Origin of the sequence: Pseudomonas sp. MWU349 (assembly GCF_017947325.1) — a bacterium.
Lineage (GTDB): Bacteria > Pseudomonadota > Gammaproteobacteria > Pseudomonadales > Pseudomonadaceae > Aquipseudomonas > Aquipseudomonas protegens.
On sequence record NZ_JAFEVP010000008.1, the window covers coordinates 125,670 to 139,247 of the forward strand.

Consider the following 13,578-nt stretch of genomic DNA (forward strand, 5'->3'; position numbering starts at 1 on the left):
ATTCCGCCACGGGGGAGCTATGGAGCATAACGAATCTTCACTGGGCGACTTTGAGTCGACCCTGAAAAAACATGCGCTGGAACTGGTCGAGAGCCTTGAAAAGGGCAAGTTCGGCGAAGCGGTGCAATTGATCCATGAGCTCAATCAGACCCGTGACCGCGGCCTGTACCAGGAAGTGGGCAAGCTCACCCGCGAGCTGCATAGCGCGATCGTCAATTTCCAGATTGACCCGCACATGCCGCAAGCCGAGGAAGTTTCACAGATCACGGATGCCACTGAGCGCCTGTCCTATGTGGTCCGGCTGACGGAAGCCGCAGCCAACCGCACCATGGACCTGGTGGAGAGCAGCACCCCGCTGGTCAACGGCCTGAGCACTGAAGCCCAGGCCTTGAGCGCAGACTGGGGGCGCTTCATGCGGCGCGAGGTCGGCGCTGAAGAGTTTCGCGAGCTGGCACGCCGGGTCGACAGTTTCCTGACGCGCAGCGAACAGGAAACCCGTACCGTTTCCGGCCACCTCAACGACATTCTGCTAGCGCAGGATTACCAGGACCTGACCGGTCAGGTGATCAAGCGTGTGACCCAGTTGGTCACGGAAGTCGAAAGCAATCTGCTCAAACTCGTCTTGATGGCCAGCCAGGTCGATCGTTTCGCCGGTATCGAACATGACCGTGAATCGATCCTCGCTGAAAAAGATCCGCAAAAACATCTCGCCAAGGGTGAAGGTCCGCAGATTCATGCCGATAAACGGGAAGACGTTATGTCCGGTCAGGACGATGTAGACGATTTGCTTTCCAGCCTTGGATTCTAGGAGCACCCATTAATGAGCTTCGGCGCCGATGAAGAGATCCTTCAGGATTTCCTGGTTGAGGCCGGCGAGATTCTAGAGCAACTGTCCGAACAACTGGTCGAGCTGGAAAGCCGGCCGGATGATGCGGACTTGCTCAATGCAATTTTTCGCGGTTTTCACACTGTTAAAGGGGGCGCCGGCTTCCTCCAGCTCAATGAGCTGGTGGAGTGCTGCCACATCGCCGAGAACGTCTTCGACATCCTGCGCAAGGGTGAGCGGCGAGTCGACTCGGAACTGATGGACGTGGTGCTTGAAGCTCTGGACGCGGTGAACGGCATGTTCAGCCAGGTCCGTGAGCGCACTGAAATCACCGCTGCCACACCGGAGTTGCTGGCGGCCCTGGCGCGCCTGGCCGAACCTGCCGGTGCCGAGCCTGCTGCACCTGCTGTGGAAGAGGTGGTTGAGCCGGTTGCCGAGCCTGTGGCTGAAGAAAGCCGGGCAGGGGACATCACCGATAACGAATTCGAGCTGTTGCTCGACTCGCTGAATGCCGCCAAGGCCGAAGCCGAAGCAGCGCCTGCCGCGGCACCTGCGGCCCAGGGCGAGCCGGCCAGCGATGAAATCACCGACGCCGAGTTCGAATCCCTGCTCGATCAGTTGCACGGCAAGGGCCAGTTCGCCCCGGACGCCGTGGCACCGGCCGCGGCCAGTGCCACCAGTGGTGCGGCTGGCGCAGGTGATGAGATCACCGACGATGAATTCGAAGCATTGCTGGACCAGTTGCATGGCAAGGGCAATTTCGCCGTGGACGCCCTGGATTCGGCCGTGGCCGCGGCGCCTGCCGCCGCCGCACCAAGCGCAGCCGCCGCCGGCAGCGACCTGATCACCGATCACGAATTCGAATCCCTGCTGGATGAGTTGCACGGCAAGGGCAAATTCTCCGAAACCCCGGGTGCGGCCAAGCCTGCCGCGGCTACGGCGGCTCCGGCTGCGGCGGCCACTGCTGCTGTTGCCAAGCCGGCGGCGAAGAAGCCCGAGCCCAAGGCCGAGGCGCCGAAAGCTGCCGCTGCTCCTGCTGCGGCACCGGCACCGGCCCGCGCCGCCGCTGCGGCCCCGCCGGCGGAAAAACCTGCCAGCGAAGCGGAAACCACGGTGCGGGTCGATACCGCGCGCCTGGACGAAATCATGAACATGGTGGGCGAGCTGGTGCTGGTGCGTAACCGCCTGGTGCGCCTGGGCCTCAACAGCGGCGACGAAGCCATGTCCAAGGCCGTGTCGAACCTCGACGTGGTGACTGCCGACCTACAGACCGCGGTGATGAAGACCCGCATGCAGCCGATCAAGAAGGTCTTCGGGCGCTTCCCGCGCCTGGTTCGCGACCTGGCCCGGCAGCTCAAGAAAGAGATCAACCTGGAACTGGTGGGGGAAGAAACCGACCTCGACAAGAACCTGGTAGAAGCCCTGGCCGACCCGCTGGTGCACTTGGTGCGCAACGCGGTGGACCACGGCATCGAATCGCCGGAAGAGCGCGAAGCCTCGGGCAAGTCCCGTGGCGGCAAGGTGGTGCTGGCGGCGGAACAGGAAGGCGACCACATCCTGCTGTCGATCTCCGATGACGGCAAGGGCATGGACCCTAACGTGTTGCGCGCCATCGCCGTCAAGCGCGGCGTGATGGACAAGGACGCCGCCGATCGCCTGAGCGATACCGAATGCTACAACCTGATCTTTGCCCCGGGCTTCTCCACCAAGACCGAGATTTCCGATGTGTCCGGTCGCGGTGTGGGCATGGACGTGGTGAAGACCAAGATTTCCCAGCTCAATGGTTCGATCAACATCTATTCGACCAAGGGCCAGGGTTCGAAGATCGTCATCAAGGTGCCGTTGACCCTGGCGATCATGCCGACCCTGATGGTCATGCTGGGTAACCAGGCATTCGCTTTCCCGCTGGTCAACGTCAACGAGATCTTCCATCTCGACCTGTCGCGCACCAACGTGGTGGACGGCCAGGAAGTGGTGATCGTGCGCGACAAGGCGTTGCCCCTGTTCTACCTCAAACGCTGGCTGGTCAGTTCCGCCGCTCATGAAGAGCAGCGCGAGGGCCACGTAGTGATCCTTTCGGTGGGCACCCAGCGGATCGGCTTTGTCGTCGATCAACTGGTGGGCCAGGAAGAAGTGGTCATCAAGCCCTTGGGCAAAATGCTTCAGGGAACCCCGGGCATGTCCGGCGCCACCATTACCGGTGACGGCCGCATTGCTCTGATCCTCGATGTTCCGAGCATGCTCAAGCGTTACGCCGCACGGCGTATTTGATTCGGCGGGGAGGGGCGGTTGGCCTCGCCCCACCTAACGGAGTGTTTATGGCAGTCAAAGTCCTGGTGGTGGACGATTCGGGTTTTTTCCGCCGCCGCGTCTCGGAAATTCTTTCAGCGGATTCGAATATCCAGGTCGTCGGCACGGCGACCAATGGTAAAGAGGCGATCGATCAGGCCCTGGCGCTCAAGCCGGACGTGATCACCATGGACTACGAGATGCCGATGATGGATGGCATCACCGCAGTGCGGCACATCATGCAGCGCTGCCCGACGCCGGTCCTGATGTTCTCCTCCCTGACCCACGAAGGCGCCCGAGTGACCCTCGATGCGCTGGATGCGGGGGCGGTGGACTTTCTGCCGAAGAACTTCGAGGACATCTCGCGCAATCCCGAGAAGGTCAAGCAGTTGCTGTGCGAGAAGGTCCACAGTATCTCGCGCAGCAATCGGCGCTTCAGCAGCTACAGTGCTCCGGCGCCGCAGCCGGCGAGTGCGCCGGCACCTGCTCCTTCGAGCTTCGCCAGCTCGCGCTCGCCAGCTCCCGCACCGGCTCCGGCCCGCGCAGCGGCGCCGGCGGCCAGTGCGAATTCGCCGGCGCCCAAGCGCAAGGCCTACAAGCTGGTGGCCATTGGTACGTCCACAGGCGGCCCGGTGGCGCTGCAGCGGGTCCTGACCCAGCTGCCGGCCAACTTCCCGGCCCCCATCGTCTTGATCCAGCACATGCCTGCGGCCTTCACCAAGGCCTTTGCCGAGCGTCTGGACAAGCTCTGCCGCATCAGTGTCAAGGAAGCCGAGGATGGCGACATCCTGCGTCCGGGCCTGGCGCTGCTGGCGCCTGGCGGCAAGCAGATGATGGTCGACGGTCGCGGTGCGGTGAAGATTCTTCCGGGCGATGAGCGCTTGAACTACAAGCCGTGCGTGGATATCACCTTCGGCTCTGCGGCCAAGTCCTACAGTGACAAAGTTCTGGCGGTGGTGCTCACCGGCATGGGCGCCGACGGTCGCGAAGGCGCGCGTCTGCTCAAGCAGGGCGGCAGTGCGGTCTGGGCCCAGGACGAGGCCAGCTGCGTGATCTATGGCATGCCCATGGCCATCGTCAAGGCCAACCTGGCGGATGCGGTGTACAGTCTGGACGACATCGGCCGGCACCTGGTCGAGGCCTGTCTCTGATGGATGTGCTCAGCCTTATCGGGATCATCATGGCGTTTGTCGCCATCATCGGTGGCAACTACCTGGAGGGGGGGCACCTGTCGGCCCTGGCCAATGGGCCGGCGGCACTGATCGTGCTCGGCGGGACCATCGGCGCGGCGCTGCTGCAGTCGCCGCTGAGCGCCTTCAAGCGGGCCATGCAGATCCTTGCCTGGATCCTGTTCCCGCCCCGGGTCGACCTGCCGGGCGGCATCGACCGGGTGGTCAACTGGAGCCTCACCGCGCGCAAGGAAGGCCTGCTGGGCCTGGAAGGCGTGGCGGATGCCGAGCCTGACAGCTATGCGCGCAAGGGCTTGCAGTTGCTGGTGGACGGTGCCGAACCCGAAGCCATCCGCAGCATTCTCGAAGTGGATTTCTATACCCAGGAAAGCCGTGATATCGAGGCCGCCAAGGTGTTCGAGAGCATGGGCGGCTATGCGCCGACCATCGGCATCATCGGCGCGGTAATGGGCCTGATCCACGTGATGGGCAACCTGGCCGATCCATCCCAGCTGGGTAGCGGCATCGCCGTGGCCTTCGTCGCCACTATCTATGGGGTGGCCAGTGCCAACCTGGTGCTGCTGCCGATCGCCGCCAAGCTGAAATCCGTTGCCTTGCGCCAGTCGCGTTACCGGGAAATGCTCCTCGAAGGCATCCTGTCGATCGCCGAAGGCGAAAACCCCCGCTCCATCGAGCTGAAGCTGCAAGGCTTCATGGACTGATTATGGCCCGTCGTCGCCAGCAAGAAGAACACGTCAACCATGAGCGCTGGTTGGTTTCCTACGCCGACTTCATTACCTTGCTGTTCGCGTTTTTCGTGGTCATGTACTCGATTTCCTCGATCAACGAGGGCAAGTACAAGGTCATTTCCGAAGCCTTGATCGGGGTCTTCACCGACTCCGATCGTAGCCTGAAGCCGATTCCTATCGGTGACGAGCGTCCCAAGACCGTGACCCCGGCCAAGCCCCTGGTCAAGGACAGCGACCAGACCGACGCCGGCATCGCCGGGGCCAGCGACCCGCTGAAAAGCATCGCCGATGACATCAGTGCAGCCTTTGGCGATCTGATCAGCTCCAACCAGATGACCGTGCGCGGCAATGAACTGTGGGTGGAGATCGAACTCAACTCCAGCCTGCTGTTCGGCAGTGGCGATGCCATGCCCAGCGACCAGGCGTTCACCATCATCGACAAGGTGGCGAAGATCCTCAAACCTTTCGACAATCCGATCCATGTCGAGGGCTTCACTGACAACCTGCCGATCCAGACCGCGCAGTACCCGACCAACTGGGAGCTGTCCTCGGCCCGTTCGGCGAGCATCGTGCGCATGCTGGCGATGCAGGGGGTGAACCCGGCGCGCATGGCCTCGGTGGGCTACGGTGAGTTCCAGCCAGTGGCCAACAACGCCACCGCCGAAGGCCGGGCGCGCAATCGCCGGGTGGTGCTGGTGGTGTCGCGCAACCTGGATGTGCGACGCAGCCTGACCGGTACCGGCACCGCCCATGCAACACCGGATGCGGCACTCAAGCGTGCTGGCACACAAACTGCACCAACCCCGGTCAAAACGCCGGTACAGGGAAGCGCCGTCAATTCTCCGTCACCTGCTTTATAACTAAGCGCTATGTCTCGCCCCGCTGTGGCCGGGCGGGAGGAACCAACCGAATGAGAGTCTGGGCAGTTGCCAATCAAAAGGGTGGTGTCGGTAAAACCACCAGTTCCATCGCTTTAGCCGGCTTGCTGGCCGAGGCGGGCAAGCGTGTGGTCGTGGTCGATCTCGACCCCCACGGCTCCATGACCAGCTACTTCGGCTATGACCCGGACAGCCTGGAGCACAGCAGCTACGACCTGTTCCTGCACAAGGGCAATGTGCCCCAGGACCTGCCGGGCCAGTTGTTGCTGGGTACCAGCCACGAGCGTATTTCGCTGTTGCCGTCCAGCACCGCGCTGGCCACCCTGGAGCGCCAGTCGCCGGGGCAGAGCGGCCTGGGCCTGGTGATCGCCAAGAGCCTGGCGCAGCTGTGGCAGGATTTCGACTATGCAGTGATCGACAGCCCACCGTTGCTCGGGGTGCTGATGGTCAATGCCCTGGCGGCCAGCCAGCAGTTGGTGATCCCGGTGCAGACCGAGCACCTGGCGGTCAAGGGCCTGGAGCGCATGGTCAATACCCTGGCCATGGTCAATCGCTCGCGCAAGCAACCCTTGCCGTTCACTATCGTGCCGACCCTGTTCGACCGCCGTACCCAGGCCTCCCTGGGCACCTTGCGGGTACTGCGGGACAAGTTTCCCGAGGAGATCTGGCAAGGCTACATTCCGGTGGATACCCGCCTGCGCGACGCCAGCCGGGCCGGGGTCACCCCTTCGCAATTCGATGGCAAGAGCCGTGGCGTACTGGCCTACAAGGCCTTGCTCAAGCACTTGCTGGCCCAGCAGCTCGTGGCGCAGGTGGCTTGACGTGAAGCGTTATTCAAGTCGCCACGCCGCTCGGCCGATAACCCCTACAGGTCACTGTATCGGGGTTTTAGCGTGGGCATCCTCATGAACCGTCCTTTGGATGTAAAGAGCCGGCCGCAGTTGGCGCTGCAGTCGTACCTGGACGCCTTGCTGCAGGACGCCACCGACGAGGAGTTGCTGCCCGAGCCGCCGATCCCGGTGCCCGCCCCGGTCGTGGTCGAAGCCTCCAGTGAAGTGCTGGATGAATTCCAGGCCGCGGTACTGGAAGAGCAGGCCCGTGACGCCGAGCTCCAGCAACACTCGGCGCCTGCGGTTGCTGCGCCAGAGCCCGTTGCCGCCCCGGTGCTGGAAGCGCCGGAGCCCATGCCAAGTACCCTCTCGCCCGTGGTGCCGATGCTCCAGGCCCTGGTGCCGCCCGTGGTGGAAGTGCACTTGCCGCCGAGCAATACGCCGCCTCCGGTCACCGGCAGCGATCGTCCCGCCTGGGCGGCAGAGCCGTTCGAGTGCCTGTTGTTCGATGTTGCGGGCCTGACCCTGGCGGTGCCCCTGGTGTGCCTGGGCTCGATCTATTCCCTGGCCGGGCAGGAGCTGACGCCGCTGTTCGGCCAGCCGGAATGGTTCCTCGGTATCCTGCCGAGCCAGGCTGGCAACCTGAAGGTGCTGGATACCGCACGCTGGGTCATGCCGGATCGCTACCGCGACGATTTCCGCCAGGGCCTGCAGTACGTGATCTCGGTCCAGGGCTATGAGTGGGGGCTGGCGGTGCATCAGGTCAGCCGCTCGCTGCGCCTAGACCCCAATGAAATCAAGTGGCGCAGTCACCGTGGCCAACGCCCGTGGCTGGCCGGCACGGTGATTGAACATATGTGCGCCTTGCTCGATGTTGCCGAACTGGCGGAATTGATCGCCACCGGTGGCGCCAAGCAGATGGCGATCAGTCAAGCGGCCCACAAGCCGAAGTAAACCAACAACAGGCCGCGTCCGTCGGGCGTGGCCACACAGAACACACGCCGTTTTCAACGGTTATTTGAGGGGTCAGGGTATGAATAAGTCGTCGTCTGCACAGGGTTCCGAAGATCCGATCCTGCAATGGGTCACCTTCAAGCTGGATAACGAGTCCTACGGCATCAACGTGATGCGGGTCCAGGAAGTGCTGCGCTACACCGAGATCGCTCCGGTGCCGGGCGCACCCAGCTACGTGCTGGGGATCATCAACCTGCGCGGCAACGTGGTGACCGTGATCGATACCCGCCAGCGCTTCGGCCTGGTACCCACCGAAGTCAACGACAACACCCGGATCGTCATCATCGAAGCCGACAAGCAAGTGGTCGGGATCATGGTGGACAGCGTCGCCGAAGTGGTTTACCTGCGCCAGTCGGAAGTCGAGACCGCGCCGAACGTCGGCAACGAAGAGTCGGCCAAGTTCATCCAGGGCGTGTGCAACAAGAACGGCGAACTGCTGATTCTGGTTGAGCTGGACAAGATGATGAGCGAAGAGGAATGGTCGGAACTGGAGAGTATCTGATTGATCCTCGAGGTAGCGGTAATTGTCCTGGCGATCCTTTGGGTCGCCACTCTGGCTCTGTTCCTGTCCTACACCCGCAACCAGCGGCAGATTGCTGCCCAGCAGGCTGAGGGCGATGCCTTGCGCGACCAGCGGATCAAGGAGCTGGCCAAGCGCGTCGACCATTACCAGAGCGGTACGGTGCGCATGGGCGAGGACCTGCACGAGTTGCGCGCTGTGGTAGCGCCTTTGCCGGACAAGTTGGCCCAGCTGGAGCAGCGTGACCCTTCCAGCCTGTCGTTCGCCCAGGCCGCGCGCCTGGTGGGCATGGGCGCCAGCGTCGACGAACTGACCCAGTCCTGCGGCCTCACCCAGGCCGAAGCGGAACTGGTCAGCAAGCTGCACAAAGGCTGATGTAGCCGCGAACGCCCGCTGCAAAAAGGCCCCTGGGGCCTTCATGCGGCCGGGCTGTATCAGTAATCGTCGCCGCGCTCGGTGACGTCCTTCTCCAGTTCCGCCCGTTGCGGATCATGCCCCGCCGGGAACTTGCCCTTGAGGTTCCAGGCGAAGGCGATGATCTCGGCGATGGTGCGGTACAGCTCCGGCGGAATGCTCTCGCCCAGTTCCAGTCGCGCCAGCAGTTTCACCAGCTCGGCGTTCTCGTAGATCGGTACTTCATAGTCCCGGGCAATCTTCAGGATGGCTTCGGCCAGTTCGTCGTCGCCCTTGGCGGTGAGGGTCGGAGCTTGCTGGCCATCGTATTTGAGGGCGATGGCCTGGAGTGGTGGTGCAGAGTGCTTCATGCGGTTTCGTCCACCCAGCGTTGTTCCAATCGGGTTTGCGGGCCCTGGGGCGGAGTGCCGAGGTGGCAATCCAGGTCGCCGACATTCAGTCCCGAGGCCAGCAGGCGTTCACGCAGGTTGCCCAGGTGGCTTTCAATCAGGTTCGCGGTGTAGGGGCGCTCGGCCCAGAGCTGGCTGGACAGCCGGCCCTGGATCAGCTGCGCCTGGACTTGCAGCGGGCCCAGCGGCTCCAGGTCGAAGGCCAGTTCGACCCGCCACAGGGCCTGCTTGGGCTCACGTTCTTCGCGTTTGTGTTCCGGCTCCGGTTCCGGTGGTTCTTCGCGCTGCAGCTTGACCTGCAAGGGCACGACGTCCTGCAGGTTGCGCATGGGGATTTCCAACTGCCAGGTACTCAACAGCCGGCCATCGTCGGTCAGGCCGCTTTGCTCCAGGCTCGACAGTTGATGGCTCTGCAAACGCGATACGGCCGCGGCGGCCAGGCGCAGCAGTTGTTCCAGGTCACCTTCGCCTTCCAGGCTCTGCAGCAGCCGTTCCGGCAATGGAAAGCCGGTGGGCGAAGCCTTGGCGCTGACCTGGCCGAGGGTACCCAGGGCGCTGCGCACGAAGCTGGGCAGCGACTGGGCCAGGGTGTTGGCGGCCAGGATGGCGTTGAAGCTGGTGGAAGCGGGCAGGCCCGGGGTCAGCTGGGCGATCAGGCGCAGCAGGTCGGCCTTCATGTCTGGCACCTGCCCCGGGTTGGCGCCGGCCAGCAGCCGGGCTTCCAGGAACAGGCCGCTGCCCAGCAAGGCCTGGGCCACGCCGCGGGGGGTGCTCAGTTGCTGTATGTCGGGCAGGCCGGCCAGCAGGCGCTCGACGGCGGCGCGCAGGTCGGTGGAGGTGGCCGAGGGGTCACTATCGGCGGGCAGGTTCTGCAGGGCGTTGATCAAGCTGCTGAGGGAACCCTGGCGGCTTTGCTGGCTGGCCAGTTGGGCGGCGATGGCCAATTGCTCCTGACGGCTGCTCAGGGGGACGAAACTCAGGGTCTGGGCATCCGAGACCAGGGCGCTGAGCAGGCTGCCGATGCGCAGCGGCTGCGGGCTTTCGATGCTCAGGGTGGCGCCGCTCTGTGCGGTGTTGAGCAGGCTCACCAGGGAGCGATAGATCGCCGGCTGGCTGGAGCCCTGGGGCAGCACCTGGCTGGTCAGCACCTTGGCCTGGATCAGGGTGCCGGGGGGCAGTTGGCTGGTGTCCAGGCGGGTCAGGGCGGCGACACTGGAGGCGATGGCCTGTTGCACGGTGATCGCCAGGTTGCCCGCCGAGGGTTGGGTGACCGCCAGGCTGGTGCCTTGGGGCAGGGGCTGATTGCTGGTGGCCTGCAAAGTGGTTTGCCGGCCATTGTCGAGGGTCACTTTGAGCAGCAACTGGAACGTCTGGTCGGTCTGCTTGAGCGACAGCACTTCGGCCTTGGCGCTCTGGCCGGCGGCAATCAGGCCTTCCAGGGGCGGCACCAGCTTCAGCAGTTCCCCGCTGATCGCCTGGGGGCGCGAGGCGCCGGGCGCGGGCACCTGGGGCGCAGGCAGGATGTTCATTTCGCCTGTCATTCGGACACAACCTGTGGAAATTAGCCCTCATAAGCGTAGGGCTTCGCATGTATAATGCCGCCCGTCTTTGGGGGAGTGGTGAAAACATTGCAATTGTTTGACGCAGCTCTCTAGAACAGGCCGCCAATGCATTTATCCTGCATCTCTTTAACGGCCGCTCCGTTGCCGACTTGAACCCGTAAAGGCCCGCTATCCCTTGACCAGCCCTCTTCTCGAAGCCGTAGCCCTCGCCTGTGAGCGCGATTGGCGGATGCTATTTGAACACCTCGAGTTGCGACTGACGGGCGGCGACATGGTGCAGATCAGCGGTCCCAACGGCAGCGGCAAGACCAGCTTGCTGCGTCTGCTGGCCGGGTTGATGCAACCCACCAGTGGCCAGGTACTGCTCAATGGCCAGCCCTTGCATGCCCAGCGCGCGGAACTGGCCCGCAACCTGTTGTGGATCGGCCATGCCGCCGGGATCAAGGATGTCCTGACTCCCGAGGAAAACCTCAACTGGCTCTGCGCGCTGCACCAGCGGGCCACGCGCGACGCTATCTGGCAGGCCCTGGCGGCCGTCGGCCTGAGCGGTTTCGAGGATGTTGCCTGTCACACCCTGTCCGCGGGCCAGCAGCGTCGTGTAGCCCTGGCCCGGCTGTATCTGAACGGCCCGCCACTGTGGATCCTCGACGAACCCTTCACCGCCCTGGACAAACAGGGGGTAGCCCAGCTCGAGGAACACCTGGCCAATCATTGCGAACGTGGCGGCATGGTGGTCCTGACCACTCACCACACACTGACCCGCATACCCTCGGGCTACCGCGATCTGGACCTGGGGCGGTGGGCAGCATGAGCGTCTTTGCCCAATTGCTGGCCCGTGAGGCGCGCTTGCTGTTCCGACGCCCGGCGGAGTTGGCCAACCCCCTGGTGTTCTTCGCGATCGTCGTCGCACTGTTCCCTCTGGCCGTGGGACCTGAGACAAGTCTGTTGCAAACCTTGTCTCCGGGGCTGGTCTGGGTCGCGGCCTTATTGTCCGTCCTGCTCTCGCTGGACGGGCTTTTTCGCAGTGATTTCGAGGACGGATCCCTGGAGCAGTGGGTCCTTTCGTCGCACCCCCTGGCTCTTCTGGTTTTGGCCAAGGTACTGGCACACTGGGTCTTTTCCGGCCTGGCACTGGTATTGCTTGCCCCCTTGCTGGCCTTGATGCTCGGCTTGCCCGCGGCCTGCCTGCCGGTGTTGCTGCTGTCATTGCTGCTGGGCACTCCGGTGCTGAGCCTGCTGGGCGCAGTGGGTGCGGCGTTGACGGTGGGTTTGAAACGCGGCGGCTTGCTGCTGGCGCTGCTGATCCTGCCTTTGTATATCCCGGTACTGATTCTTGGCAGCGGCGCCCTGCAGGCCGCGTTGCAGGGCATGCCGGCGACAGGTTATCTGCTGTGGCTTGGGAGCCTGACCGCCCTGGCAGTGACCCTTACACCCTTTGCAATAGCTGCTGGCCTGAAGATCAGCGTCGGCGAATAATGAGGTCTGGTTGTTTTTTGACCAGTAAAGACCCTGGCTGTTCGTGAATGCGAAGAGCAACCGTGATGGAAACAACGAATGAACTGGACCTGGTTTCACAAGCTCGGCTCGCCTAAATGGTTCTATGGCATCAGCGGAAAAATGCTGCCCTGGCTTAGCGTCGCGGCGTTCTTGCTGATTGCTGTCGGCGTGGCCTGGGGCCTGGCCTTCGCGCCACCGGACTACCAGCAGGGCAACAGCTTCCGCATCATCTATATTCATGTCCCGGCGGCCATGCTGGCGCAGTCCTGCTACGTGATGCTGGCGGTCTGCGGCGTGGTTGGGCTGGTGTGGAAGATGAAGCTGGCGGACGTGGCGCTGCAATGCGCGGCGCCAATCGGTGCCTGGATGACCGCCGTGGCGCTGGTGACCGGTGCCATCTGGGGCAAGCCGACCTGGGGTTCATGGTGGGTCTGGGATGCACGACTTACGTCGATGCTCATTCTTCTGTTTCTGTACTTCGGTCTGATTGCCCTGGGCAACGCCATCAGCAATCGTGACAGCGCCGCCAAGGCCTGCGCGGTACTGGCCATTGTCGGCGTGGTGAACATCCCGATCATCAAGTACTCGGTGGAGTGGTGGAACACCCTGCACCAGGGCGCGACCTTCACCCTGACCGAAAAGCCGGCGATGCCGGTGGAAATGTGGTTGCCGCTGCTGCTCACGGCCCTTGGTTTCTACTGCTTCTTCGGCGCCGTGCTGTTGCTGCGCATGCGCCTCGAAGTGCTCAAGCGCGAAGCCCGGGCCAGTTGGGTCAAGGCCGAAGTACAAGGTTGCCTGGAGACCGTTCGATGAGTTTTGCATCCTTCAGCGACTTTCTTGCCATGGGCCATCACGGCCTCTATGTGTGGTCGGCTTATGGCATCTGCCTGGCAGTCCTGGCCATCAACGTGGCGGAGCCGATCCTGGCCCGCAAGCGCTATCTGCAACAAGAGGCGCGTCGTCTGCGCCGGGAGAACGGTAAGTGAATCCGCTGCGTAAAAAGCGTCTTTTGATCATCCTGGCGATTCTGGTCGGTGTCGGCATTGCCGTGGGCCTGGCCCTCAGTGCGCTGAAGGAAAACATCAACCTGTTCTACACCCCGACCCAGATCGCCAATGGCGAAGCACCACTGGACACGCGGATCCGCGCCGGCGGCATGGTCCAGGCCGGTTCCCTGCAGCGTTCCGCCGACTCCCTGGACGTGAAATTCGTGGTCACCGACTTCAACAAGTCGGTGACCATCACCTACCGCGGCATCCTTCCGGACCTGTTCCGCGAAGGGCAGGGCATCGTCGCCCTGGGCAAGCTCAACGCCGATGGCGTGGTGGTGGCCGATGAAGTGCTGGCCAAGCACGACGAGAAATACATGCCGCCGGAAGTCACCAAGGCCCTGAAAGACAGCGGCCAGTCGGCACCGACACCAGCGAAAGAGGGTTAAGCC

At 63.3% G+C, this 13,578-nt stretch carries 16 protein-coding genes; 14 read left to right on the plus strand and 2 right to left on the minus strand.

Going from position 1 to position 13,578, the window contains the following annotated elements; genetic code table 11:
* Positions 1-19: 19 nt before the first annotated feature.
* The 9 genes from KCG88_RS27980 to KCG88_RS28020 all read left to right on the plus strand — a co-directional run bounded on the left by KCG88_RS27980 (position 20) and on the right by KCG88_RS28020 (position 8,650).
* Positions 20-808: a protein phosphatase CheZ gene (locus KCG88_RS27980; RefSeq protein WP_047284566.1), complete on the plus strand. Its 789-nt coding sequence runs from the start codon at positions 20-22 to the stop codon at positions 806-808.
* A gap of 12 nt (positions 809-820) precedes the next feature.
* Entirely contained in the window at positions 821-3,097 is a 2,277-nt protein-coding gene (locus KCG88_RS27985; RefSeq protein ID WP_210713581.1) for a chemotaxis protein CheA, read from the plus strand.
* A gap of 47 nt (positions 3,098-3,144) precedes the next feature.
* Positions 3,145-4,266, plus strand: coding sequence for a chemotaxis response regulator protein-glutamate methylesterase (locus tag KCG88_RS27990; RefSeq protein ID WP_011060006.1), 1,122 nt, complete (start codon positions 3,145-3,147; stop codon positions 4,264-4,266).
* Positions 4,266-5,006, plus strand: coding sequence for a flagellar motor protein (locus KCG88_RS27995; RefSeq protein ID WP_011060007.1), 741 nt, complete (start codon positions 4,266-4,268; stop codon positions 5,004-5,006). The genes KCG88_RS27990 and KCG88_RS27995 overlap by 1 nt, the downstream gene beginning before the upstream one ends.
* Positions 5,007-5,008: 2 nt before the next feature.
* The gene (gene motD / locus KCG88_RS28000; protein ID WP_011060008.1) at positions 5,009-5,893 is read left to right on the plus strand and encodes a flagellar motor protein MotD; all 885 of its coding nucleotides are present in this window, start codon (positions 5,009-5,011) and stop codon (positions 5,891-5,893) included.
* Positions 5,894-5,943: 50 nt separating this feature from the next.
* Positions 5,944-6,732, plus strand: a complete 789-nt coding sequence (locus KCG88_RS28005; protein ID WP_011060009.1) for a ParA family protein — start codon at positions 5,944-5,946, stop codon at positions 6,730-6,732.
* Between the two features lie 84 nt (positions 6,733-6,816).
* Entirely contained in the window at positions 6,817-7,695 is an 879-nt protein-coding gene (locus KCG88_RS28010) for a CheW domain-containing protein (protein WP_047284573.1), read from the plus strand.
* Between the two features lie 79 nt (positions 7,696-7,774).
* The gene (locus tag KCG88_RS28015; protein ID WP_011060011.1) at positions 7,775-8,257 is read left to right on the plus strand and encodes a chemotaxis protein CheW; all 483 of its coding nucleotides are present in this window, start codon (positions 7,775-7,777) and stop codon (positions 8,255-8,257) included.
* Positions 8,258-8,650: a DUF2802 domain-containing protein gene (locus tag KCG88_RS28020; RefSeq protein WP_047284576.1), complete on the plus strand. Its 393-nt coding sequence runs from the start codon at positions 8,258-8,260 to the stop codon at positions 8,648-8,650.
* A gap of 59 nt (positions 8,651-8,709) precedes the next feature.
* Here the strand turns inward: KCG88_RS28020 and KCG88_RS28025 are convergent, their stop codons facing one another.
* Together KCG88_RS28025 and KCG88_RS28030 are read right to left on the minus strand one after the other, a co-directional pair.
* Positions 8,710-9,039: an EscU/YscU/HrcU family type III secretion system export apparatus switch protein gene (locus KCG88_RS28025; protein WP_210713582.1), complete on the minus strand. Its 330-nt coding sequence runs from the start codon at positions 9,037-9,039 to the stop codon at positions 8,710-8,712.
* Positions 9,036-10,619, minus strand: coding sequence for a flagellar hook-length control protein FliK (locus tag KCG88_RS28030; protein ID WP_210713583.1), 1,584 nt, complete (start codon positions 10,617-10,619; stop codon positions 9,036-9,038). Before KCG88_RS28030 ends, KCG88_RS28025 begins: the two co-directional genes overlap by 4 nt.
* A 196-nt stretch (positions 10,620-10,815) precedes the next feature.
* Between KCG88_RS28030 and ccmA the strand changes: the two genes are divergently transcribed.
* The 5 genes from ccmA to ccmE all read left to right on the plus strand — a co-directional run bounded on the left by ccmA (position 10,816) and on the right by ccmE (position 13,575).
* On the plus strand, positions 10,816-11,451 hold the full coding sequence (ccmA, locus tag KCG88_RS28035) for a cytochrome c biogenesis heme-transporting ATPase CcmA (RefSeq protein WP_047336053.1): 636 nt from the start codon (positions 10,816-10,818) through the stop codon (positions 11,449-11,451).
* The gene (gene ccmB / locus KCG88_RS28040) at positions 11,448-12,116 is read left to right on the plus strand and encodes a heme exporter protein CcmB (RefSeq protein ID WP_210713584.1); all 669 of its coding nucleotides are present in this window, start codon (positions 11,448-11,450) and stop codon (positions 12,114-12,116) included. The genes ccmA and ccmB overlap by 4 nt, the downstream gene beginning before the upstream one ends.
* Before the next feature lie 78 nt (positions 12,117-12,194).
* Positions 12,195-12,950, plus strand: coding sequence for a heme ABC transporter permease (locus KCG88_RS28045; RefSeq protein ID WP_016965419.1), 756 nt, complete (start codon positions 12,195-12,197; stop codon positions 12,948-12,950).
* On the plus strand, positions 12,947-13,123 hold the full coding sequence (gene ccmD, locus KCG88_RS28050) for a heme exporter protein CcmD (protein WP_016965418.1): 177 nt from the start codon (positions 12,947-12,949) through the stop codon (positions 13,121-13,123). Before KCG88_RS28045 ends, ccmD begins: the two co-directional genes overlap by 4 nt.
* On the plus strand, positions 13,120-13,575 hold the full coding sequence (ccmE, locus tag KCG88_RS28055; RefSeq protein ID WP_011060019.1) for a cytochrome c maturation protein CcmE: 456 nt from the start codon (positions 13,120-13,122) through the stop codon (positions 13,573-13,575). The genes ccmD and ccmE overlap by 4 nt, the downstream gene beginning before the upstream one ends.
* Positions 13,576-13,578 lie beyond the last annotated feature (3 nt).